General features: G+C 68.7%; 23 protein-coding genes and 1 tRNA gene. 15 read left to right on the forward strand and 9 right to left on the reverse strand.

Translation table 11 applies throughout. From position 1 onward, the window contains the following. Positions 1–85: 85 nt before the first annotated feature. A complete protein-coding gene (locus SD37_RS02370) occupies positions 86–1,132 on the reverse strand; it encodes an alpha/beta hydrolase (protein WP_037318629.1) in 1,047 nt (348 codons plus the stop codon). Between the two features lie 147 nt (positions 1,133–1,279). On the opposite strand from SD37_RS02370, the gene SD37_RS02375 reads away from it, so the two are divergent. The 6 genes from SD37_RS02375 to SD37_RS02400 all read left to right on the forward strand — a co-directional run bounded on the left by SD37_RS02375 (position 1,280) and on the right by SD37_RS02400 (position 5,324). Continuing rightward, the gene (locus tag SD37_RS02375; RefSeq protein ID WP_037318628.1) at positions 1,280–1,855 is read left to right on the forward strand and encodes an NADPH-dependent FMN reductase; all 576 of its coding nucleotides are present in this window, start codon (positions 1,280–1,282) and stop codon (positions 1,853–1,855) included. Between the two features lie 134 nt (positions 1,856–1,989). Then, positions 1,990–2,412, forward strand: a complete 423-nt coding sequence (locus tag SD37_RS02380; RefSeq protein ID WP_037318626.1) for an organic hydroperoxide resistance protein — start codon at positions 1,990–1,992, stop codon at positions 2,410–2,412. 54 nt (positions 2,413–2,466) lie between these two features. Next, on the forward strand, positions 2,467–2,943 hold the full coding sequence (locus SD37_RS02385) for a Dps family protein (RefSeq protein WP_044853647.1): 477 nt from the start codon (positions 2,467–2,469) through the stop codon (positions 2,941–2,943). 123 nt (positions 2,944–3,066) lie between these two features. Continuing rightward, positions 3,067–4,440, forward strand: coding sequence for a glutamate decarboxylase (locus SD37_RS02390; RefSeq protein ID WP_044853648.1), 1,374 nt, complete (start codon positions 3,067–3,069; stop codon positions 4,438–4,440). Positions 4,441–4,502: 62 nt separating this feature from the next. After that, positions 4,503–5,129 (forward strand): TIGR03085 family metal-binding protein, encoded by a 627-nt coding sequence (locus SD37_RS02395; RefSeq protein WP_044853649.1) that lies wholly within the window; start codon positions 4,503–4,505, stop codon positions 5,127–5,129. A gap of 9 nt (positions 5,130–5,138) precedes the next feature. Continuing rightward, on the forward strand, positions 5,139–5,324 hold the full coding sequence (locus tag SD37_RS02400) for a 2-hydroxymuconate tautomerase (RefSeq protein WP_037318615.1): 186 nt from the start codon (positions 5,139–5,141) through the stop codon (positions 5,322–5,324). A gap of 82 nt (positions 5,325–5,406) precedes the next feature. On the opposite strand, the gene SD37_RS02405 is transcribed toward SD37_RS02400, so the two are convergent. Next, a complete protein-coding gene (locus SD37_RS02405) occupies positions 5,407–7,251 on the reverse strand; it encodes a prolyl oligopeptidase family serine peptidase (protein WP_065912738.1) in 1,845 nt (614 codons plus the stop codon). A 39-nt stretch (positions 7,252–7,290) separates the two neighbouring features. Here SD37_RS02405 and SD37_RS02410 point away from each other — a divergent pair, with 39 nt between their 5' ends. Then, positions 7,291–7,992 carry a class I SAM-dependent methyltransferase gene (locus SD37_RS02410; protein ID WP_044853651.1) on the forward strand — a complete coding sequence of 234 codons (702 nt, stop codon included), beginning with the start codon at positions 7,291–7,293 and terminating at the stop codon, positions 7,990–7,992. Positions 7,993–8,217: 225 nt separating this feature from the next. Here SD37_RS02410 and SD37_RS02415 read toward each other — a convergent pair. From SD37_RS02415 to SD37_RS02425, 3 genes are all read right to left on the reverse strand, one after another. Then, positions 8,218–8,291 (reverse strand) — tRNA-Pro (locus tag SD37_RS02415). A 28-nt stretch (positions 8,292–8,319) separates the two neighbouring features. Further along, complete coding sequence (locus tag SD37_RS02420; protein ID WP_044854028.1) at positions 8,320–9,246, reverse strand: metallophosphoesterase; 927 nt, start codon at positions 9,244–9,246, stop codon at positions 8,320–8,322. Positions 9,247–9,531: 285 nt separating this feature from the next. Next, the gene (locus SD37_RS02425) at positions 9,532–11,697 is read right to left on the reverse strand and encodes a transglycosylase domain-containing protein (protein ID WP_145926504.1); all 2,166 of its coding nucleotides are present in this window, start codon (positions 11,695–11,697) and stop codon (positions 9,532–9,534) included. A 350-nt stretch (positions 11,698–12,047) separates the two neighbouring features. Here SD37_RS02425 and SD37_RS02430 point away from each other — a divergent pair, with 350 nt between their 5' ends. Beyond that, positions 12,048–12,365 carry a WhiB family transcriptional regulator gene (locus SD37_RS02430; RefSeq protein WP_044853652.1) on the forward strand — a complete coding sequence of 106 codons (318 nt, stop codon included), beginning with the start codon at positions 12,048–12,050 and terminating at the stop codon, positions 12,363–12,365. Between the two features lie 63 nt (positions 12,366–12,428). On the opposite strand, the gene SD37_RS02435 is transcribed toward SD37_RS02430, so the two are convergent. From SD37_RS02435 to SD37_RS02450, 4 genes are read right to left on the reverse strand one after another with little or no spacing between them, the layout of a single operon-like run. Beyond that, a complete protein-coding gene (locus SD37_RS02435; RefSeq protein ID WP_037318603.1) occupies positions 12,429–13,559 on the reverse strand; it encodes an ATPase BagB in 1,131 nt (376 codons plus the stop codon). Further along, entirely contained in the window at positions 13,559–14,563 is a 1,005-nt protein-coding gene (locus SD37_RS02440) for an ATPase BagA (protein ID WP_037318601.1), read from the reverse strand. Before SD37_RS02440 ends, SD37_RS02435 begins: the two co-directional genes overlap by 1 nt. 22 nt (positions 14,564–14,585) lie before the next feature. Beyond that, entirely contained in the window at positions 14,586–14,834 is a 249-nt protein-coding gene (locus SD37_RS02445) for a hypothetical protein (protein WP_044853653.1), read from the reverse strand. A gap of 22 nt (positions 14,835–14,856) precedes the next feature. Then, positions 14,857–15,801: an esterase/lipase family protein gene (locus SD37_RS02450; protein WP_044853654.1), complete on the reverse strand. Its 945-nt coding sequence runs from the start codon at positions 15,799–15,801 to the stop codon at positions 14,857–14,859. Positions 15,802–15,931: 130 nt separating this feature from the next. On the opposite strand from SD37_RS02450, the gene SD37_RS42445 reads away from it, so the two are divergent. The 7 genes from SD37_RS42445 to SD37_RS02480 all read left to right on the forward strand — a co-directional run bounded on the left by SD37_RS42445 (position 15,932) and on the right by SD37_RS02480 (position 20,283). Continuing rightward, positions 15,932–16,093, forward strand: a complete 162-nt coding sequence (locus SD37_RS42445; protein ID WP_005166970.1) for a DUF4177 domain-containing protein — start codon at positions 15,932–15,934, stop codon at positions 16,091–16,093. Between the two features lie 12 nt (positions 16,094–16,105). Next, positions 16,106–16,561, forward strand: a complete 456-nt coding sequence (locus SD37_RS02455) for a RidA family protein (protein WP_044853655.1) — start codon at positions 16,106–16,108, stop codon at positions 16,559–16,561. Further along, positions 16,561–17,190 (forward strand): hypothetical protein, encoded by a 630-nt coding sequence (locus SD37_RS02460; protein WP_037318589.1) that lies wholly within the window; start codon positions 16,561–16,563, stop codon positions 17,188–17,190. The genes SD37_RS02455 and SD37_RS02460 overlap by 1 nt, the downstream gene beginning before the upstream one ends. Positions 17,191–17,228: 38 nt before the next feature. Beyond that, the gene (locus SD37_RS02465; RefSeq protein ID WP_044853656.1) at positions 17,229–18,365 is read left to right on the forward strand and encodes a hypothetical protein; all 1,137 of its coding nucleotides are present in this window, start codon (positions 17,229–17,231) and stop codon (positions 18,363–18,365) included. A 90-nt stretch (positions 18,366–18,455) separates the two neighbouring features. Then, a complete protein-coding gene (locus SD37_RS02470; RefSeq protein ID WP_044853657.1) occupies positions 18,456–19,268 on the forward strand; it encodes an NUDIX hydrolase in 813 nt (270 codons plus the stop codon). Further along, positions 19,265–20,035 carry an MBL fold metallo-hydrolase gene (locus SD37_RS02475; RefSeq protein WP_044853658.1) on the forward strand — a complete coding sequence of 257 codons (771 nt, stop codon included), beginning with the start codon at positions 19,265–19,267 and terminating at the stop codon, positions 20,033–20,035. The genes SD37_RS02470 and SD37_RS02475 overlap by 4 nt, the downstream gene beginning before the upstream one ends. Next, entirely contained in the window at positions 20,032–20,283 is a 252-nt protein-coding gene (locus tag SD37_RS02480; protein WP_044853659.1) for a glutaredoxin domain-containing protein, read from the forward strand. Before SD37_RS02475 ends, SD37_RS02480 begins: the two co-directional genes overlap by 4 nt. Positions 20,284–20,345: the final 62 nt, after the last annotated feature.

Genomic DNA, 20,345 nt, shown 5'->3' on the forward strand with positions numbered 1-20,345 from the left:
CTGGTTTCGCCGTGCAGGGCGGCGGGCCACGATATGGGGGCCGGAGCCCGAGTGGGGACATTTCTCCTCACTCGGGCTCTGGCCGTCACTTGGGGGCCAGGCCCAGTCGCAGGGCGCCCGCCGCTTCGGCGGTGGCCTCACGGAACCGCCTTCCGACGCCGAGGAAGTTGATGTACCCGTGGATCAGGTCCGGCTGGCGGCTGAGCGCCACCGGGACCCCGGCCTTCCGCAGTTTCTCCGCGTAAGCCTCGCCCTCGTCGCGCAGCGGATCGAAACCGGCCGTCGCGATATACGCGGGCGGCAATCCGGAAACGTCGCCGTGCAGCGGGGACAGTTTCGGGTTGTACAGATCGGTGCCCTTCGGCACGTAATGTCCTTCGAACCAGCTCATATCCGAGTCGGTGAGGAACAGGTCCTCCGCGAACAATTCCCGGGAGCGGCGGCGCACGGTGAAATCGGTCGCCGGGTAGAACAGCAGCTGGAACGCCGGGACCCCGCCGCCGCGTTTCACCGCCTGCTGCGCGGTCACCGCCGCGAGGTTCCCGCCCGCGCTGTCGCCGCCGACGGCGATACGCGCCGGATCGGCGCCCAGATCCCGCGCCTTCGCGTAGGCGTACTCGAAAGCCGCGATCGCGTCTTCGGTGGCACCGGGGAACTGAGTCTCCGGCGCGAGCCGGTACTCCACCGAAAGAACCCGCACGCCGGCCTGTTTCGCCAGGTAGCGGACGGTGTTGTCGTGGGAGGCGCGGCTGCCGACCACCCAGCCGCCGCCGTGGAAGAACACGAGCAGCGCGGACGGGTCCGGCAGTCCGGCCGGGGTGTAGAGGGTGGCCGGCACGTCGCCGTCCCCCGTGGGGATCAGGAGTTCCCTGGTGGAGACCGGTTCGATGACCTGCCCGCTGACCAGATGCCTGCTCGCGAGAAGGAGACTGCGTGACTCCTCGACGCTGCCCCGCACCAGCGACGCCTTCGCCAGCTTCTGCAGGCGAAGCAGGAGCTGGGCGTCCAGGGCGAGTTCCTGGCCGTCCAGGCGGAGCGGCGGTCCGGCGATGGCCCGTCTCACCGGTGTCGGAAGCCAGAACGCCAGCTGCGAAAACGCGGCTTCGACCCGGATCTGGAGCGGTATCGCCATACTTCCTCCTCAGCGCTTCAGATCACGTTACTTGCGAGTAGGTAGACCGTCCAGCGGGATCGGGCCGTTTGCGGCGAACGGGTGTGACGCAGACCTCCGTTCCAGATGCTGGTCCTCCAGTCAAGTAGAGGGGTTAGCCTCGAAAACGTGACTTCGACGAACACGGTTCATGTCCTCGGTATCGGCGGCTCCCTGCGGGAGGGATCGCAGTCCGAGCGGGCGTTGCGCATCGCACTGGGCAGCGCGGCCGAGGCCGGAGTCACCACCGAACTGATCGCCGGGCCCGAACTGGTGCTGCCGTTCTACGACACCGCGTTGGAAGAACGGCACGAACGGGCCGTGCGGCTGGTCGAGGCGATCCGCCGCGCCGACGGTGTCATCGTCGTCTCGCCGGGCTATCACGGCGCGCTGTCCGGTCTGGTCAAGAACGCCCTGGACTACGTCGAGGACCTGCGCGACGACGAGCGCCCGTACCTCGACGGCCGCGCCGTCGGCCTCGCCGCCGTCGCGTTCGGCTGGCAGGCCGCGGTCACCACGCTGGATCAGCTCCGCACGATCACGCACGCGCTGCGCGGCTGGGCCACCCCCTTGGGTGGTTCGATCAACACCGCGGAGACCAAGTTCGACGAAGCCGGCGGCGCTTCCGACGAGAAGACCGTCCGCACCCTCCGGCTGATCGGCAGCCAGGTCGCCGAGTTCGCGTTGAGTCGCGCCGGTCACTAGTCGTTTGCTCCGATCGACGTCCGGGTATTCCCGGACGTGATGCCTGCCATGGGGTGGCAAGGTTTCGCGGTTGCGGGACGTTGGCACCACAGAGACGCTCAACGGGGCGTGTTGAACCAGGAGGTAGGCGAAGAATGGCTGAGGCTCTGTACACCGCTGTGGCCACCGCTCGCGGCGACGGCCGCAACGGTGAGGTCACGTCCTCTGACGGCGTCATCGACGAGTCGCTGGCGATCCCGAAGGAGATGGGCGGGCCGGGCGGTGACAAGACCAACCCCGAGCAGCTCTTCGCCGCCGGCTACTCCGCCTGTTTCCACTCCGCGCTGCAGCTCGTCGCGCGCCAGGCGAAGGTGAAGCTGGACGGCTCCACCGTCACCGCCGAGGTCAGCGTGCTCAAACAAGGCGAGGGCTTCGGCCTCGGTGTGGCGCTCAAGGTTTCGCTGCCCGGCCTGGAGCAAGCGCAGGCCGATCAGCTCGTCGAGCAGGCGCACCAGGTGTGCCCTTACTCGAACGCGACCCGCGGGAACATCGAGGTCGCGCTGTCGGCGACGGTCTGATCCCGCGCGCGACAGATCCACCTGTACCGGCAATTTCTGAAAGGAAGACCGAAGATGGGCAAGTCCCCGATCCAGAGTCCGCTGAGCGAGGCCGACAAGGAGATCACCGGTAACGCCTTGCAGGCCACGCTGGTCGATCTGGTGGATCTGTCGCTGATCGCGAAGCAGGCCCACTGGAACGTCGTCGGCGCGAACTTCCGCAGCGCGCACCTGCAGCTCGACGAGCTGGTCGCCACCGCGCGCCAGTACGTCGACGAGGTCGCCGAGCGCGCCAACGCCATCGGCATCTCGCCGAACGGACAGGCGAAGGCCGTCGTGGAGAGTTCCGGTCTGCCGGACTATCCCGACAACTGGCAGTCCGTCGAGTCCACGGTCGCCGCGATCGTCGACATCCTCACGGCGCTCATCGAGCGGCTGCGCAAGCGCATCGACGAGACCGACAAGAGCGACCTGGTCACCCAGGACCTCCTGATCGAGATCACCCAGGAACTCGAGAAGGCGCACTGGATGTGGCAGGCCCAGCAGGCCTGACCATCCCCTGCCGCGCGCAAGGAAAGGTCCTTTCCTCGCAAAATTTGCGAGGAAAGGACCTTTCCTTGCACGTCCGGGGTAGGTGAGGTGCCGCCGGAGACGGCCAGGGCTACCTTCGGGCCCATGGTGCTGCACAAGGGGAAACCGACCGATCCGGACCGCAAGGGCGGGGCCAACCCGCTGCACGCCGGCGCGTACCCCGCGCTCGCCGCGAGTATCCGCCTCCCGCACGACAGCCTCGCGGAAGAACCGCTGCCGCCCGACACCGCGCTCCAGCTGGTCCGCGACGAGCTGATGCTCGACGGCAACGCCCGGCTCAACCTCGCCACCTTCGTCACCACGTGGATGGAGCCGCAGGCCCGCGAGCTGATGGCCGAATGCGTCGACAAGAACATGATCGACAAGGACGAGTACCCGCAGACCGCGGAACTCGAGCGCCGCTGCGTGAACATCCTGGCCGAGCTGTGGCACGCCCCCGATCCCACCGCGATCATGGGCTGCTCCACCACCGGTTCCTCCGAGGCCTGCATGCTCGCCGGGATGGCGTTGAAGCGCCGCTGGTCGAAACTGGGGCGTGCCGGGAAGCCGAATCTGGTGATGGGCGCGAACGTCCAGGTCTGCTGGGAGAAGTTCTGCGAGTACTGGGAGGTCGAGCCGCGGCTGGTGCCGATGGACGGCGACCGGTTCCATCTCACCGCGGACGAGGCGATCGCCCGGTGCGACGAGAACACGATCGGCGTCGTCGCGATCCTCGGGTCCACTTTCGACGGTAGTTACGAGCCCGTCGCCGAGATCGCCGCGGCGCTCGACGGCCTGCACGAACGGTCCGGGTGGGACATTCCGGTGCACGTCGACGGCGCCTCGGGCGCGATGATCGCGCCGTTCCTGGATCCGGGGCTGGTGTGGGACTTCCGGCTGCCGAGGGTGGCGTCGATCAACACGTCCGGGCACAAGTACGGGCTGGTCTACCCGGGTGTCGGCTGGGTGGTGTGGCGCGACAAGGAGGCGTTGCCGGAGGAGCTGGTGTTCAACGTCAACTACCTCGGTGGCGACATGCCGACCTTCGCACTGAACTTCTCGCGTCCCGGCGCCGAGGTGGCCGCGCAGTACTACACGTTCGTCCGGCTCGGACGCGAAGGTTTCCGTGCCGTGCAACAGGCTTCGCGGGACGTGGCCACCCAGCTGGCGGACGGGATCGCCGAGCTGGGCCCGTTCGAACTGCTGACGCGCGGCGATCAGCTGCCCGTGTTCGCCTTCACGACGAAGGCCGACGTCGACACCTTCGATGTCTTCGACGTGTCACGGCGGCTTCGCGAGCGTGGCTGGCTGGTCCCGGCGTACACCTTCCCGGAGAACAGGACCGATCTCGCCGTGCTGAGGATCGTGGTGCGCAACGGGTTCACGCACGACCTCGCGGACCTGCTGCTCGCCGACCTCCAGCGGCTGCTACCCGAGCTCGATCATGGCCCGCGACCGCGTACCGCGTTCCATCACTGAGCCGGGTGCCCTGCGTCACGCCGGATTTCCCCCGGCCCTACCGGCGCGTAACGTCGGGGGCTATGGGAGTCGCCGGAGACGAACGTCGTGCGTTGAGCGAGCTTTTCGAGGAGATCGGCCCGGACGCGCCGACCCTGTGCGCGGGCTGGAAGACGCGGGATCTCGCGGCGCACCTGCTGGTGCGTGAGCGGCGCCCGGACGCGGCGCCCGGCATACTGGTGCCCGCGCTCGCCTCCTACACGCAGCGGGTGCAGGACTCGTACGCCGCGCGGCCGTGGTCGGAGGTCGTCGGCAAGGTCCGCTCCGGTCCCGCCTGGTACTGGCCGACCACGATCGGCCCCCTCGACGAGCTGGTGAACGGGCCGGAGTTCCTGGTGCACCACGAGGACGTCCGCCGTGGTCAACCCGGCTGGGAGCCGCGTCCGGCGGACTCCGCCCGTGACGCGGTGGCGTGGAAGTCGGCGAAACAGGCGTCGAAGTTGAACCTGCGGAAATCACCGGTCGGCGTGATCCTGAAGACCCCCGAAGGTCGCGAAGCGCGGGTGAAGGACGGGCCGGACACGGTGACCGTGATCGGCGCGCCGATCGAGTTGCTGCTGTTCGTCTTCGGCCGCGACGCGGTCCGGCTCACCTTCGAAGGCGACGCGTACGCGGTGGACAGGCTCCGGAAGCACGATCGCGGCCTTTAGAGTTCGGGCATGCCGATGATCAGTGTCTCGATGTTCCCCGGCCGCACGGCCGAACAGAAGCAGGCCCTCGTGCGCGAGGTGACCGACGCCTTCGTCCGGACCTGCGGTGGCAACCCCGAAGGCGTCTGGGTGACGATCAACGAGATCCCCGCCGAACACTGGGCGGCGGGCGGGACTCTCTTCTCCGACCGCTGACCGTCCCTCCGCGCACCGCCCCGGATGTTATGAACGGGACTTTCATTGCAAAATTTGCAATGAAAGTCCCGTTCATAACATGTCAGCGGAGCCCGACGGCCCGCAGCGCGAAGAACACTTCGATCGCCGTCTGCTTGATCGTCTCGGCGATCACCAGTGAACCGTGTCCCGCGTCGAACCGGTAGAACTCGAACGGGACCTCCCGCTTCGCGAGCTTGTCGAGATAGTTCTCGACCTGCCGGATGGGGCAGCGCGGGTCGTTGTCCCCGGCGAGCACCAGCACCGGCGCGGTCACGGCCTCGACGTAGGTGATCGGCGAGCATTCCTGGTACCCCGCCGGCACCGTCTCCGGCGAGCCGCCGAACAGCGCCCGGTCGAACGAGCGGAGCTGCTCCATCTCGTCCTCGTACGCGGCGACGTAGTCCGCGACCGGTACTCCGGCGATCCCCGCCGCCCACCGCGCCGGCTGGGTCCCCAGGGCCAGCAGGGAGAGGTAACCGCCCCAGGAAGCGCCGTTGACCACGCACTTCTCCGGATCGGCGAGTCCACTTTGGACCGCCCAGTCGTGCACGGCGGCGACGTCTTCGAGCTCGGTCAGGCCGGGTCGGCCTTCGATCGCGTCGCGCCAGGCCGAACCGTAGCCGGTCGAGCCGCGATAGTTGACCTCGACGACGGCGAAACCGGCGTCGAGCCAGACGGCGCGGTAGGCCGAGAACCGGTCCTCATCGGCCGCGTGCGGCCCGCCGTGCAGGGAGAAGACCGTCGGAAGCGGACCTTCGGGCGCGTCGGCCGGACGGGACACCAGCGCGTGGATCCGCCCGCCGATCCCGTCGACGAACGCGTCGGTGACCGGCGCGGATTCCGGGGCCCGGTCACCCGGCGGTTCGAGGAGCACCGAGTCGGTGCCGTCCGCGGCCCGCGCGCGCACCGCCGTCGGCTGCGCGGCACTGGACCACGAGTACTCGACGGTGCCGTCGGGCCGCACCCCGGCGCCGCCGATCCTGCCCGGCGGAGTGTCCAAAGAGGACAATTCGCCGCTCGCGAGATCGTACCGGTGAAGGGAACTGCGGCCCTGGTGGAAGTGCACGACCAGCAGCGCCCGCGCGTCCGGGTACCAGCCCGCGACCACTTCGCCGGGCAGGTCGAGTTCGATCTCCCGCTCGGTGTCCTCGGCGGTGTCCCAGATCAGCAGTTCCTCGCGGCCGCGCCGCTCGTGCAGCACCAGCAGCCGCTGGTCGCCCGCGACCGGCGAGAACTCGAGCGCGCCGAGCCCCTTGCCCAACCCGTCCCACTTGTCGGCGACCGTGGTGAAGCCGTCGGTCGACAGCACGCGCAGCGCGGGGTGTCGGGAATCACCGTGCTCGGAATGCGAGATCGCGAGCAGGGACTCGTCGCGGGACAGCGACGCGATCCCGGCGTCGTCGTCATGGCGGTAGAAGCGCGTGGTCTCGCCGTCGATACGCGCGAAGAGTTCGCTGCCGTCGTCGGTCGAAACACCGACGGCGACCACGCGGGTGCCGATCTCGAGTCCGGCGGGGTAGCCGTCGTGGACGTCCGGCACCGCGCGCTCGGCGGCGGAGCCGGGCGTGAACGGTTCGCGGACCCACGAACCGAATTCGTCGCCGTCGGTGTCGTTGAACCACCAGATCCAGCGGCCGTCGGGGGACGGGGTCGCGTGCATGGTGCCGGCGGGCCGGTCGGTGACGCGGCGGTGCTCACCGGTCGACCGGTCCCAGGAGTAGACCTCCCAGACACCGCTGGCGTTGGAGACGTAGACGTTCGCCTCCGGTGCGTCGATGGCCCATTCGGGGACCGAGATGCGCGGCGCGTGGAAGCGGGCCCGCCACCTGGCCTCGGCTTCGGCGTCGTCGAACAGGCGGTCCGGGACCACCGCGGACGGATATTTGTTGCCTGGCTGCGTGCTCACCCCTCGATCCTGCCACTGGAGAGCCGTACTGTGTGCGGGGTGCTGGAGGGAAACGCGCCGGGCGTCGCGCGCGATGCGGTGTCCGCGCGGTCTGCGCGCCAGGCGGTCGAACGTGCCGTGTTCGCGCAACCGCTGTTCGGGCCGGGGATGGGGCTCGTCGACGTCGGCTGCGGCCCGGGTTCGATCACCCTCGGTATCGCCGACGGACACAGAAAGTCCACAGTGGACTTTTTGGTCGCGGACGCGCGGGCGTTGCCGTTCGCCGAAGCCTCGGTGGACGTGGTCTTCGCGCACGCTGTCTTCGAGCAGCTGAAGGAGCCTGGTGCCGCGCTCGCGGAGATCCGGCGGGTGCTCAAGCCGGGCGGATCGCTCGCACTGTCCACATCGGACTGGAGTCGCGCGCGGCTCCGGCCGAAGACGGCGAATGTCGACGCGGCGCTCCGCGGGCACCATCTGCTGTGCCGTCGCGCGGGTGGCGACCCGTTCGCCGGGCGGTCCATCCCCGCCGCGGTCACGGCCGCCGGTTTCCGTGACGTGCGAACGAAAATCCGCTACCGCACGGACGCGACGTACCGGTCGCTGGCGACCTATGTCGAGGCTTGCCTGGTGACGGCGCTGGAAACCGCGACCACCCCGGACCGCGACCAGCTCGCCTCCGCCGCCCGCTCGGCCTGGTCCTGGGCCCGCTCCGGTGACGGCGATTTCGCCCAATGCTGGACCGAACTCCTCGCGACCCGCTGACCACGACTCGTGAGTGGTAAGTGTCGTTCTAACGACACTTACCACTCACGACCAACTCAAGGCGCACCCACAAGAGCCCCACTCCCCAAGCCGACCCACTCCCTATGGGGGGTCCGGGGGGCGAAGCCCTCCCGGGCGGGGTTTGGGGGTCGCACCCCCAAAAAACACCGTAGGGCCCGCGTAGTTGGCGCTTTCTGCCAACACGCGAGCCCTACGGGACCTACGTCGGGGTGGCGGGATTCGAACCCACGACCTCCTCGACCCGAACGAGGCACGCTACCAAGCTGCGCCACACCCCGGATACTTCTTAGCGGGTCGAGGAGAAGTTTAGCGGACGGTGTTTCGGGCTTTGCGGGGGGCTGCTTTCCGGTGGTTCTCCCTGGTCGTGCCCCTGGGGACGAGGGTCAGCAGGCTCGCCTCGGGAGGGCAGGCGAAGCGGGCCGGGGCGTACGGAGAGGTGCCCAGTCCGGCGGAGACGTGGAGCCACATCTGGGCGCCCCAGCGGGAGGCGCCGCGGGCCCGGGTGCGGTCCAGTTCGCAGTTGGTGACGAGGGCGCCGTAGCCGGGGATGCGGAGTTGCCCGCCGTGGGTGTGCCCGGCGAGGACGAGGTCGTAGCCGTCGCCGGCGAACTCGTCGAGGACGCGGGGTTCCGGGGAGTGGGTGACGCCGATGCGGACGGCGGCGCCGGTGTCGGCCGGGCCGGCGATGTCGGCGTAGCGGTCGCGGCGGAGGTGGGCGTCGTCGACGCCGGCGGTGAACACGTACTGGTCGGCGACCTCGATGGTGCGGCGGACGTGGGTGAGGTCGGTCCAGCCGTGTTCGATGAACGCGGCACGGAGGTCGCGCCAGGGCAGATGCTCGCCGTGGATCCGCTTCTTCTTGCCCTTCGGCATGAGGTAGCGCGCGGGGTTCTTCGGCTTCGGCGCGTAGTAGTCGTTGCTGCCGAAGATGAACACGCCGGGCCTGTCGAGCAGGGGGCCGAGTGCGCGCAGGACGGACGGGACGGCTTGCTGATGTGACAAATTGTCACCGGTGTTGACGACGAGGTCCGGTTCGAGCCGGTCGAGCGCGGCTACCCAGCGTTGCTTGCTCACGTGACCGGGGAGCATGTGCAGGTCCGAGATGTGGAGGATCGTGAAGGGCTTCGCCCCTGCCGCGAGGACCGGGAGCTCCGCCGTGCGAAGCGTCCACCGGCGCCTTTCGATGCCGACCGCGTAACCGAGGGTCGCGGCTCCCAGGGCGGCGGTTCCCACGGCCCAGCGCCGTACCGTCGCCCCCGAGGTGTGGTTGTTACTGAGCGTGCTCACAATGTCCAGTTTACGTGCTCTTCGGTGGTGATCGTTCGCCCCCATTCCGGCGATGTCGAAGAATCGCTGGAATGGCCTCTTTTCTTCACTTTCCGTGGTCGGCGGCGGGTGATGTGATCAATCGACATGACCGCGTCGACCACCGTTCCTCGTTAGGCCGCCAGCTGCTCACTCAAAGTTAGTCCACTGTGACTCATCGTGATTCGCGCTGGTGAACGCGGCCCTCGATGGTCAGCGTCCGGCGCCCATGTACTTCGGGTCCGGCGCCGGCAGTGGCAGCGGTTCCTGTCCTTCGAGGATCTTCGACATCGCGCCGAACCAGGTCTGCGCGGGCGTCTTGCCGCCGAACATGTTTTCGCACCGGGTGTTCACGTTACCCGGTCCGAGGTAGCAGAGACCGCCGTTTCCGCCCTTCGGACGGAACACCATCGCCGCGCCCGCGAGCTGCGGGGTGGCCCCGAGGTACGTCCCCGAGCCGTTGCTCTGCGTGGTCCCGGTCTTGCCCATCACCGGCCGGTTCCACCGGACACCGTTCGCGGCGGCGAACGACGTGCCACCGGGCGAACTGTCCTTGCTCATGCCGACCGCGAGGGTGTTGGCGAGACCTTCGGGGACCACCTGCTCGCAGGGGGATTCCTTGACGGGCACCGGCTTTCCGTCCCGGTCGGTGACGCCGGTCAGCGGGGTCGGCGGGCACCAGACGCCGCCGCTCATGATCGTGGCACCGACGTTCGCCAGTTCCAGTCCGCTCAGCGGGGCGGGGCCGAGAGTGAACGAGGCGTTCCCCGGCCAGCCTGGCCTCGGGCCGAAGGCCTGCAGCTGGCTGGCGTTGGCGCCGGGGTTGTCGGACTTCGGGTCGACGGTGCCGCCGCCGAGGTTGCTGGCCATGGTGTCGCGCATGCCGAGCTTGCGCGCCATCTCCACGATCGGCCCGGTGCTCCCGACCTTCTCCTCGAGGTTCACGAACGCGGTGTTCGGCGAGGTCGCCAGTGCCTGCTGCAGCGACATGACCCCACCGGCCGGGTTGTAGTCACCCGCGTTGCCGAGGCAATACCAGCGAGAGCGCAAGGGCGGCCCGGTCGGGGCGCATTTGTTGCCACCACCGGCGAACACGCTGGAGGTGTAGAAGTCGGGCACCGGCAACGGGGTGTTGATCCCGGCCACACCCGCTTCCAGCGCCGCGGCGGCGGTGAAGACCTTGTACGCCGAGCCCGCGCCGCCGGTGTTGTAGACGCCGGAGGGCAACGCGAAGGTCGTCTGGCCTTGGTCCGCATGAAGGCCGTAGTCGCGGTTCGCCGCCAGAGCCACCACTTCGTGCCGGTTCTTGCCCGGTTTCACCAAGGAAAGCGTGTTCGCGACGTTGTCCTGCGTCTTCTTGACCTGCGTTTCGGCCGACACCTTGGCTTCGTGGTTCGCCCGTTCGTCCAAAGTGGTCTTGATCTGGTAGCCGCCGGTGTAGAGGTCGTCCAGCGTCATACCCGACTTGAGGAGGTAGTCCTCGACGTACTGGCAGAAGAACCCGTTCTCCGGTCCGGCGCCGACGCAGTTCGACGCGGGTTTCTTCGGGCCGCCTTCGACGACGCCGAGCGGCTCGCCCTTGAAGCGTTCCGCATCCGCCTTCGCGAGCTTCTGGTTGTCGACCATGCGGTCCAGTACCAGGTTGCGGCGTTCGGTCGCCTTCGCCGGGTTCTTCCACGGGTCGTTGACGGCGGGGTTGTTCACCAGACCGGCCAGCAACGCCGCCTGCGGCACCGACAGCTTCTCCACGGGCGTGTTGAAGTACGCGTTCGCGGCCGCGCCGACGCCGTAGATCTCGCGCGAGAACTCGACGACGTTCAGGTAGCCGGTCAGGATCTGCATCTTGTTCAGCTTGGTTTCCAGCTGGATCGCGATCCGGGCTTCCTTCAGCTTCCGGGCGACCGACTGTTCCTGTGCGCGCTTCTGGCCCGGCTTGTCGTCGCGGTAGACGACGTTGATCAAGTAGTTCTTGACGTACTGCTGGGTCAGCGTCGACGCGCCCTGCGTGTCACCGCCGGTGGTGTTGCTGACCGCGGCGCGCAGCGTGCCCTTCCAGTCCACCCCGTTGTGCTCGTAGAAGCGCTTGTCCTCGACCGAGATCAGCGCCCACTTCATGGCGTCGTTGATCTGGGTCTCGGTCGTCGGGATGCGGTACTGCTTGTACAGCGTCGCGATCTGCTTGCCGGTGTTGTCCGTGATGGTCGTCACCAGCGGCGGCGGAATGTCCGCAAGGTCCGAAGATGTCTTGTCGACGGTCTCGCTCGCCTGGTTGGAGATCACCCCCGCGGCACCCGCCACCGGGAACAACATTCCCGCGACCAGCACCCCCGCGAGCACACACAGGCCAATGAGCTTCAGCAGACCGTCCGTTTTGCGCACGCGGACCAGGGTACGCGGATCCCGTTAGCCCACCGTGACGTCACCTCGCTGAGCGTGCGAATTCGGTTACAAAAGCGACCCCATGGGATGACGTCTGGTAATCGGAGGCATTCTAGGGCTTGGCGGAGGGAACCGAGGGCCCTTACAGTCCGTCAACGTCTCACGTATGAAAAAGCCGACAGACGGGTGAGTGCGAGCGGCAGTCGCATTCGGCCGAACGGAGGCACCGGCGCCGGGGAGGTGCCGGGAAGAACCGACGTGAGCACAAGGGAGACACGCTCATGGGGGCAGGAGCGCAGGCTTTTTGTCCCCCCGTGGTGTGTCGAACACCAGGGTAGGGAGCTGGGGGTATGGAAACCAACCAGTCGAGCTGGCGGGTCAATGCGTCGTGCCGCGACACCGATCCGGACGGTTTGTTCGTCCGGGGGGCGGAACAGAACCGGGCCAAGGCGGTCTGCCTCGGTTGCCCGGTCAGGACGGAATGTCTCGCCGAAGCGCTCGATGGCCGGATCAACTTCGGTATCTGGGGAGGTATGACCGAACGGGAACGGCGGGCGCTGCTGCGGCGGCGGCCGGATGTTTCCAGCTGGGCGGACCTGCTTGAAGCAGCGAAGCGCAGGTTCGTCGGGATCGACGAAGAGGAAGACGTACGCGTCCGAGTCTCGTGATCATCTTTCCGTGAAGGACCCCTTCCCTGAGTCCAAGGTAGGGAAGGGGCCCTTCACGGGAATTCAGGACTGAGTGGCCAATCGCGTGCCGATGTCGCGCAGGCCTTCGAGATCGTGCACGTCGCTGGGGAGCGCGGGCACCCGCGCCAGCGGGACCTCGGGATGCGCCCGCGTGAACCTGGCGAGCAGCCGTGTCTCTCGTTCGGCCAGCGCGACCCGGTCCGCGTGCAGGCGGAGGACGGCTTCGGCCAGCGGTGCGCCGGTCCCGCCCTTCGCCAGCTGTTCGGCGGCCGCGATGGCCTCGGCGCCGGACAGCGGCGCCAGCACCGGATGCGTCCGGTTCGCGACCAGCCCGGCCAGCGGCATGCTCTCCTCCGAAAGCCGCTCCACGAAGTAGGACGCCTCGCGCAGCGCGTCCGGCTCCGGCGCGGCCACCACGAGGAACGACGTCCCGCCGGACCGCAGCAGTTCCGCGGTCTTGCGCGCGCGTTCGCGGAAGCCGCCGAACATGCTGTCGAAGGCCTGCATGAACGCCGACGCGTCGGTCAGCAACTGGCCGCCGATGATCGTCGAGACGGCCTTCGCGAACATCGAGAACCCGGCGTTGACGACCTTGCGCAGACCCCAGCCGCCCGCCTTCGCGGGGCCGGTGAGCAGCCGGATCATCCGGCCGTCGAGTGCGCTCGAAAGCCGCGTCGGCGCGTCGAGGAAGTCCAGAGCGGACCTGCTCGGCGGGGTGTCGACGATGATCAGGTCCCACTCGTCGGTGGCCGCGAGCTGACCCAGCTTCTCCATCGCCATGTACTCCTGCGTCCCGGAGAAAGACGTGGAAATGGTCTGGTAGAAGGGGTTCTGCAGCAGCTGCTCGGCCCGTTCCGGACCGGCGTGCACGCGCACCATGTCGTCGAACGTGCGGCGCATGTCGAGCATCATCGCCCAGAGTTCGCCCTTGGGTTCGAAGCCCTCGACCTGCACCTGCTTCGGGTGATTGCCCAGTTCCCGCAGGCCGAGCGCCTGCGCCAGCCGCCGCGCCGGGTCGATGGTGAGCACCACCGTCTGCCGTCCGCGTTCGGCCGCGCGCAACGCCAGCGCCGCCGCGGTGGTCGTCTTGCCGACCCCGCCGGAACCGCAGCAGACGATGACCCGGCTTTCCGGATCGTCGATCAGCCGGTCCATCTCCAGGACGTCCGACATCAGCGCACCCCCTGCTCGGTCAGCGCTTCGGCGAGGTCGTAGAGCGCCGCGACGTCGACCCCGTCGGTCAGGTCCGGCAGCTCCAGGCCCGGCAGATCCGCTTCGGCCAGTTGTTCGCGGGCGCGCTGCTCGGCCGCGACCCGGACGGCGTGCTCGACCGTCTCCTCGACGAGCGCGTCGAGGGTGCTGTCGGGCAGGTTCAACCCGGCCGACGCGAGCCCGGCGCGGACACGGGAGGCGTCGACGCGGCCGTCCGCGGCGGCCGTGACCGAGCGCGCGGGCAGCCGCGGCGGGCGGACCCGGTTGACCAGCACCGCGCCGGGGCGCAGATCGGCGCCGTCGAGTTCGGCGACCGCTTCGACGGTTTCCCGGACCGGCATCTCTTCGAGCAGCGTCACCAGGTGCACGGCGGTCTCGCCGGAATGCAGCAGCCGGACGACGCCGTCGGCCTGGCCGCGGATCGGGCCGGTCTTGGCGAGGTCGGTGAGGGCCTTGGTGACGTCGAGGAACTTCACGACCCGGCCGGTGGGCGGCGAGTCGACGACGACGGCGTCATAGGTGTGGCGGCCGTCGGATTCGGTCCGGCCGACGCATTCCTTGATCTTCCCGGTGAGCAGGACGTCGCGCAGCCCCGGCGCGAGGGTGGTCGCGAACTCGATCGCGCCCATCCGCCGCAGCGTCCGCCCGGCGAAACCGAGGTTGTAGAACATCTCGAAGTACTCGAGCAGCGCGGCCTCGACGTCGATGTGCAGCGCGCGCAGCTCACCGCCACCGGGGACGGCCGCGATGCGCTGCTCGGCGTAGGGCAGCGGCTCGGTGTCGAAGAGCTGGGCGATGCCCTGGCGGCCCTCGACCTCGATCAGCAGCACCCGGCGCCCGCCCTTCGCGAGCGCGAGGCCCAGCGAGGCGGCGAGGGTGGTCTTGCCCGTGCCGCCCTTACCGGTGACGAAATGCAGCCGGGCTCTCGCGAGTTCGTCGGTCCAGCCGGCAAGGGGAGTGCTCACCGGTCCCACCCTAATTGAGGGTTCAGCTCGCCAGCATCATGACGCCGAGGGCGGCCGCGACCACCGCGACGATGACCCAGGTCAGGGCGCCGGGCAGGAGCGTGAGCATCACCACACCGAGCAGCAGGAGGACCACGAAGGCCACCGCGCCGGTGATCGCGACCGTCGCCGAGCGGTCCGTCCGGTCCCTGGCCTTCGCCATCAGGACCAGCACCAGCGGCAGCCCGGCCGCGGCGAGCAGGACGGTCGCGACCACACGCCAGGTCTCCACGTGCCGAGCCTAATGGGGTCTTTCAGCTCCCGATCGGGGTCGCGGGCACGCACGGCACCGGCTTCGCGTGCGCCGGGTCGAGCGCGTTGAGGACATGCCCGGCCGCGTTGCGGTCGGCGGCGACCCCGCCGTGCTCCGCGAGGTCCAGCACACAGCTGTCCTGCAGCACGATGTTCTTCACGTTCGGTCCCTTGCCCATGCCGCTCGTGTACGGCACGACGGCCTCGTCGTAGCGGGTCATGATGTTCGTATAGGTCACCCCAGGCTGGAAGACGCCGTTGCCGCCACGCAGCTTCGTGAGGAATTCCGAACCGCGCAGGAACTGGCGGCACGAGCCGCAGAGCGGGTCGAGGATCCCGTTGAACCCGGGCGCCAGCCCCAGTGCGCCGGCGACCGCGTACAGATGAGAAGCGCCGAAGAGCGTGGTCCCGTCCCACAACGGGGTCAGGCTGACGTACTTGTCCACTTTGGACGCCCCGCCGAGGAACTTCACGTAATAAGAAGGCATCAGCGTGCCTTCGGAGTGGCCGAGGATGTCCACCTTGGACGCGCCGGTCGCGTCGAGCACCTTGTCGACGAACTTCGACAGTTCTTTCGCGCTCTGTTCCATCGGCAGGAGCCCGCCGGGCTGGTAGACCGGCAGCGGCTCGCCGGGGACGCCGTAGGTCAGGGAGAACACGCAGTACCCGTTGTTCTTGAGCAGCGGGCCGAACGTCTGCCAGTTCACCGTCTGGTTGGCGCCGAGGCCGTGGGTGAGCACCACCGGATTCGGATGGGCCGTGCTTGGACTGCAGTCGAAGTCGTTCGCGCCCGGCGGCGGTCCGCCAGGGGTCGCCGCCTGCGCGGGCAAGGCCGCGGCGAGGGTCCACGGAACGGGCAGTTTCTCGTCGGCGTCCGCCGGTGAAGCGCAGATCAGGGCAAGCGCCGTGGCCAGGAAGGCGACGGCGAGGGACTTCGTTGTCCGCATGTCAACGTCCTATCTACTCCCGAGTAGGTGTGAAGTGAACCACATCCGGGGGAAATCGGCGAACCGCTCGCGAGAGGGTTTTGCCGCATGTGTGTCGGGCGCGCTCGCCGGTTTGGCTACGCTCCCGGGCATGAGCGCCACCAAGTGGGAGTACGCGACCGTCCCCCTGTTGATCCACGCCACCAAGCAGATCCTCGACCAGTGGGGCGAGGACGGCTGGGAGCTCGTCACCGTGCTCCCGAACCCGACCGGCGAGCAGCACGTCGCCTACCTCAAACGAGCCAAGAACTAGGGGATTGAAGCCATGACCTGGACCGATCGGCTTGCCGAGCTCGGTATCGAACTCCCCGGCGTCGCCGCTCCGCTGGCGGCCTACGTGCCCGCCGTCCGCACCGGCTCGTACGTCTACACGGCCGGGCAGCTGCCCTTCGTCTCCGGTGAGCTCGAAGCGACCGGCAAGGTCGGCGCCGAGGTCAGCCCCGAAGAGGCGAAGAAGTACGCGCGGACTTCGATCCTCAACGCGCTCGCCGCGGTCGACTCCGTCGTCGGGATCGACAACGTCGTGCGGGTGGTCAAGGTCGTCGGGTTCGTGGCGTCCGCGGAGGGCTTCACCGGCCAGCCCGCGGTGATCAACGGGGCGTCCGAGCTGCTCGGCGAGATCTTCGGCGAGGCGGGTATCCACGCCCGTTCGGCCGTCGGGGTCTCCGAGCTGCCGATCGGGGCGCCGGTCGAGATCGAACTGATCGTGGAGGTGAAGTGATGGACCCCGACATCGAGAAGTCCTCGCACGAGCTTCTGCTCCGGCTGGCCGGACGGCTGCCGGATCAGCTCCTCTGGCGTTTCCGTGACTGGCTGGGTGAAGGCGCGATGGGAACCCTCGCGCGGACCCTGCCCAGGTCTTTGCTTAAGCACAGGATCGACCTCGATCAAACCGAGTATCGCCTGCTAGTCGCCGGGCTCATTCCCCACGGGGCCGATTGGCATCAGGTGAGTTCCACCCTGGGGGTAGACGACGTCACCGAGACCAGGTACACATTCACGCAGAGTGCGCCCGAATGGGTGAACTCCGTCGACTCTGTGTCCGTATTGATCCACGCGACGTTGCGGGGACGGCCGGATGTGGGTGAAGTGCGGCAAAGCTGGCGACACCTCGGTGTCGTCGGCGAGGGCGGGGCGAAGCGAGTCCTCCTGGTCACGGCGCTGAACGGGCTGCCGAGGCTGACCGGCGAACTGCAGCGCGTCCTGCGCGTGCTGGGTGACGAGGAGCCCGGCGTCGAGGTTCTCCCGCCGAGCATCGACCTCACCGGCTATCACCGCACCGCGCTCGCCAACTCCGAGCTGGTCTGCGTGGGCGCGGTGGACACCGGAAGTCGGCTGGTCGCCGCTTAACGCTCGCACCACCAGGCGAGCCGGGAGGGAGCAGAGCAATGGTGGAGGTCCACGACGGCCCGCCCATGGACGGGTTCTCGGTGCCCCTGCGCCTGCACAACCTGTTACTGGCCCTGGCGGGTCGAATCGACGACAGTGCTTTGACCGAAGCGCGTGAGCTGATCGCGCGTGCGCACATCGATGAAGCGGTCGAGCTCACCACCGGAACCCTGATCGCGGGGAAGATCCCGGTGAGCTCGTCCGAACAGCGTGAGCTGGCGCTCGTCCTCGAGATGAGCCGGTCCGACGCCACCCTGGCGAACGACCTGCTCGTGGAGGAGGACGAGTCGGTGCTCACCCACCGGTTCACCGGTGAGAACCAGCCCGAATTCGGCCTCGCCGAGGCGCTCGACCGCACCCTGCAGGTGCTGCCGGACGTCCGCTCGGTGCACGCGGTGTGGCGGAACACGCCCGCCGGGAGCGTGCCCGGCGCGCTGCCGCAGCGGGTGGTCCTGGTCGAGATCGGCCCGGAGGGCAACCCGCCCGCGGTCGCCTTCCGCGTGGACACCGCGCTTCGCCGCGCGGGTATCCGTTCGGTCGTCGAGGTCGCGGGACCCGGCGTCGCGCGGTCCGCGTACCACCAGGCCGCGTCGTCGGCCGCGAGTCCTGTCTGGGTCACGGGGAGTACCCATTCCAGTGACTTTCGGTCGGAGCCGGTGACTCCGCCGCCCGCACCCGCCCCGGCTCCCGAGCCGGTCAAGGAGCAGCCGAGCAGGCACGGGCTGCGGCCGGTGGGCAGCTCGGAGCCGATCGCGCCGGTGGTGCCGATCGTGCAGCCGTCGCCCGCCCCGGCGTCCGCGTCTTCTTCGTCCGGGTCGTCTTCGGAGCAGCCGCCGCGTAAGTCGAGGGCGGAGACCCGTGCCGAGCGCACGGCCGACCTGACCCCGGCCGAGGTGGCGCAGCTGCGCCAGGCGCTCAAGGAGGACCCGGAAAAGGGCCGCGAGATCGCCACGGGCAAGCCGAGCATGCACGAGGTCGTCGAGCTGCCCGCTCTCGACCTCGACGACCCGAGCCTGAGCGAACGCGATCGCGCGCTCCTGCGCGAGCTGCACGCCGAGCTCGCCGAACGGGAGCGTGCCGAGGCGGCGAAGATCCGGCTGAACGGGGCTTCGCGCAGCAGCGGCTGGTCTTCTTAACCAAGCGCCACGCGTTTCGTCCTCTGGATGGGGTAGTTGCACGCGCAACGATCGCAACCAGAGGACGAAACGCGATGTTAGGTTGCGGGTGTGGCTGAAGAACTGACATTCGACATCCCGGTGGGGGCCGGGGTGGGCACCCGCGCCAACGCCGGCGGTACGCCGGTGACGCCCAAGGACGCGGCGACCGTGATCCTCCTCCGCGACGGCGAGCAAGGCGTCGAGGTCTTCCTGCAGCATCGGGTGAAGGGCATGCCCTTCGCGGGCGGGATGACCGTCTTCCCCGGCGGTGGCGTGGATTCCCGCGATGTCGACGCCTCGGTGAGCTGGGCGGGCCCGGAGCCCGCCTGGTGGGCGGAGCGCTTCCGGTGCGAGGAACCGCTGGCCCGCGCCCTGGTGTGCGCGGCGGTGCGCGAGACCTTCGAAGAATCGGGCGTACTGCTCGCGAGTGTCGGGGACACCGTCGTCAGCGACGCGACGCGGTACCACGACGCTCGCGAGAAACTGGTCTCCCGCGAACTTTCGCTCGCCGCGTTCCTGGCGGCGAACGACCTGACGCTGCGCGCGGATCTCTTGCGTCCGTGGGCGAACTGGGTCACCCCGCCAGAGGAACCGCGCCGCTACGACACCTGTTTCTTCGTCGCCGTACTGCCCGAGGGCCAGCAGGCCGACGGTGCCACCTCCGAGGCCGTCGGCTCCGGCTGGCAGCGGCCCGAAGACGCCCTCGCCGACGCCAAGGAAGGACGCCGCATGCTCATGCCGCCGACCTGGATCACGCTCGCGGAACTGGGCACCTTCGATTCGGCCGCCGTGGCGCAGGCCAGCGAGCGCGAGATCGTGAAGATCATGCCGACGCTGGTGCGCGACGGCGACAAGGTCCGCGTCGTATTGGACCCGGCGTGAGCGCCCCCGCGTACGGCGTGCTGCGTCAGGTCACGCCGACGGCTTCGGTGCTGTTGGAGCGCAATCCGTCGTCGATGACGTTGGAGGGCACCAATTCCTGGGTGCTGCGCGGTCCCGGCGCGGCCGGTTCCGTCGTCGTCGATCCCGGCCACGAGGACATCGAGCACCTGACGCTGCTCGCCGGGACCGGCGCCGTCGAGCTGATCATCCTGACCCACCACCATCCCGACCACGCCGAGGGCGCACCGTGGTTCGCCGAACGGGTCGGCGCTCCGGTGCGGGCCTTCGACGAGTCGTTGTGCGTCGGCGGTAAGTCCCTTGTGGACGGTGAGGTGGTCGAGGCCGGCGGCCTGGAGATCTCGGTGCTGCACACGCCGGGGCACACCGGCGACTCGATCTGCCTGCGTTCCGAGGGGCAGATCCTGACCGGTGACACCATCCTCGGCCGCGGCACCACCGTGCTGCACGACCTCGGTGACTACCTGCGCTCGCTGCGCAAGCTCATCGAACTGCCCGACGGTACCGCCGGTCTGCCGGGGCACGGCCCCGAACTGCCCGATCTGGCCGCGACAGCGCGTGAATACCTGGCGCACCGGGAAGAACGGCTCGATCAGGTGCGTTCGGCACTGAAGGTCCTCGGCGCGGACGCCACCCCGCGCCAGGTCGTCGAGGTCGTCTACGCCGACGTCGACAAGGCTTTGTGGGCGCCCGCCGAGTGGAGTGTGCAGGCGCAGTTGGACTACCTGAGGTCGGAGGACGGCGAATGAGTGACGTCGAGGTCGAGTTCTACTGGCGGCCCGGATGCGGGTTCTGCGCCGCACTGGAGCGGCCGCTGTCGAAGAGCGGCTTGAAGGTGAAGCGGGTCAACATCTGGGAGGATCCGGACGCCGCCGCGCGTGTGCGTTCGGTGGCGAACGGGAACGAGGTCGTGCCGACGGTCTTCGTGGGCTCGAAGGCGATGGTGAACCCGTCGTTCGCGGAGATCGAGGCCGCGGTGAAGGCCGCTTCGGCCTGACCCCGCCCCCCTCGCGCGTGTTATGAACGGGACTTTCATTGCAAATTTTGTTATGAAAGTCC

This window comes from Amycolatopsis orientalis, assembly GCF_000943515.2.
GTDB classification, from domain to species: domain Bacteria; phylum Actinomycetota; class Actinomycetes; order Mycobacteriales; family Pseudonocardiaceae; genus Amycolatopsis; species Amycolatopsis orientalis.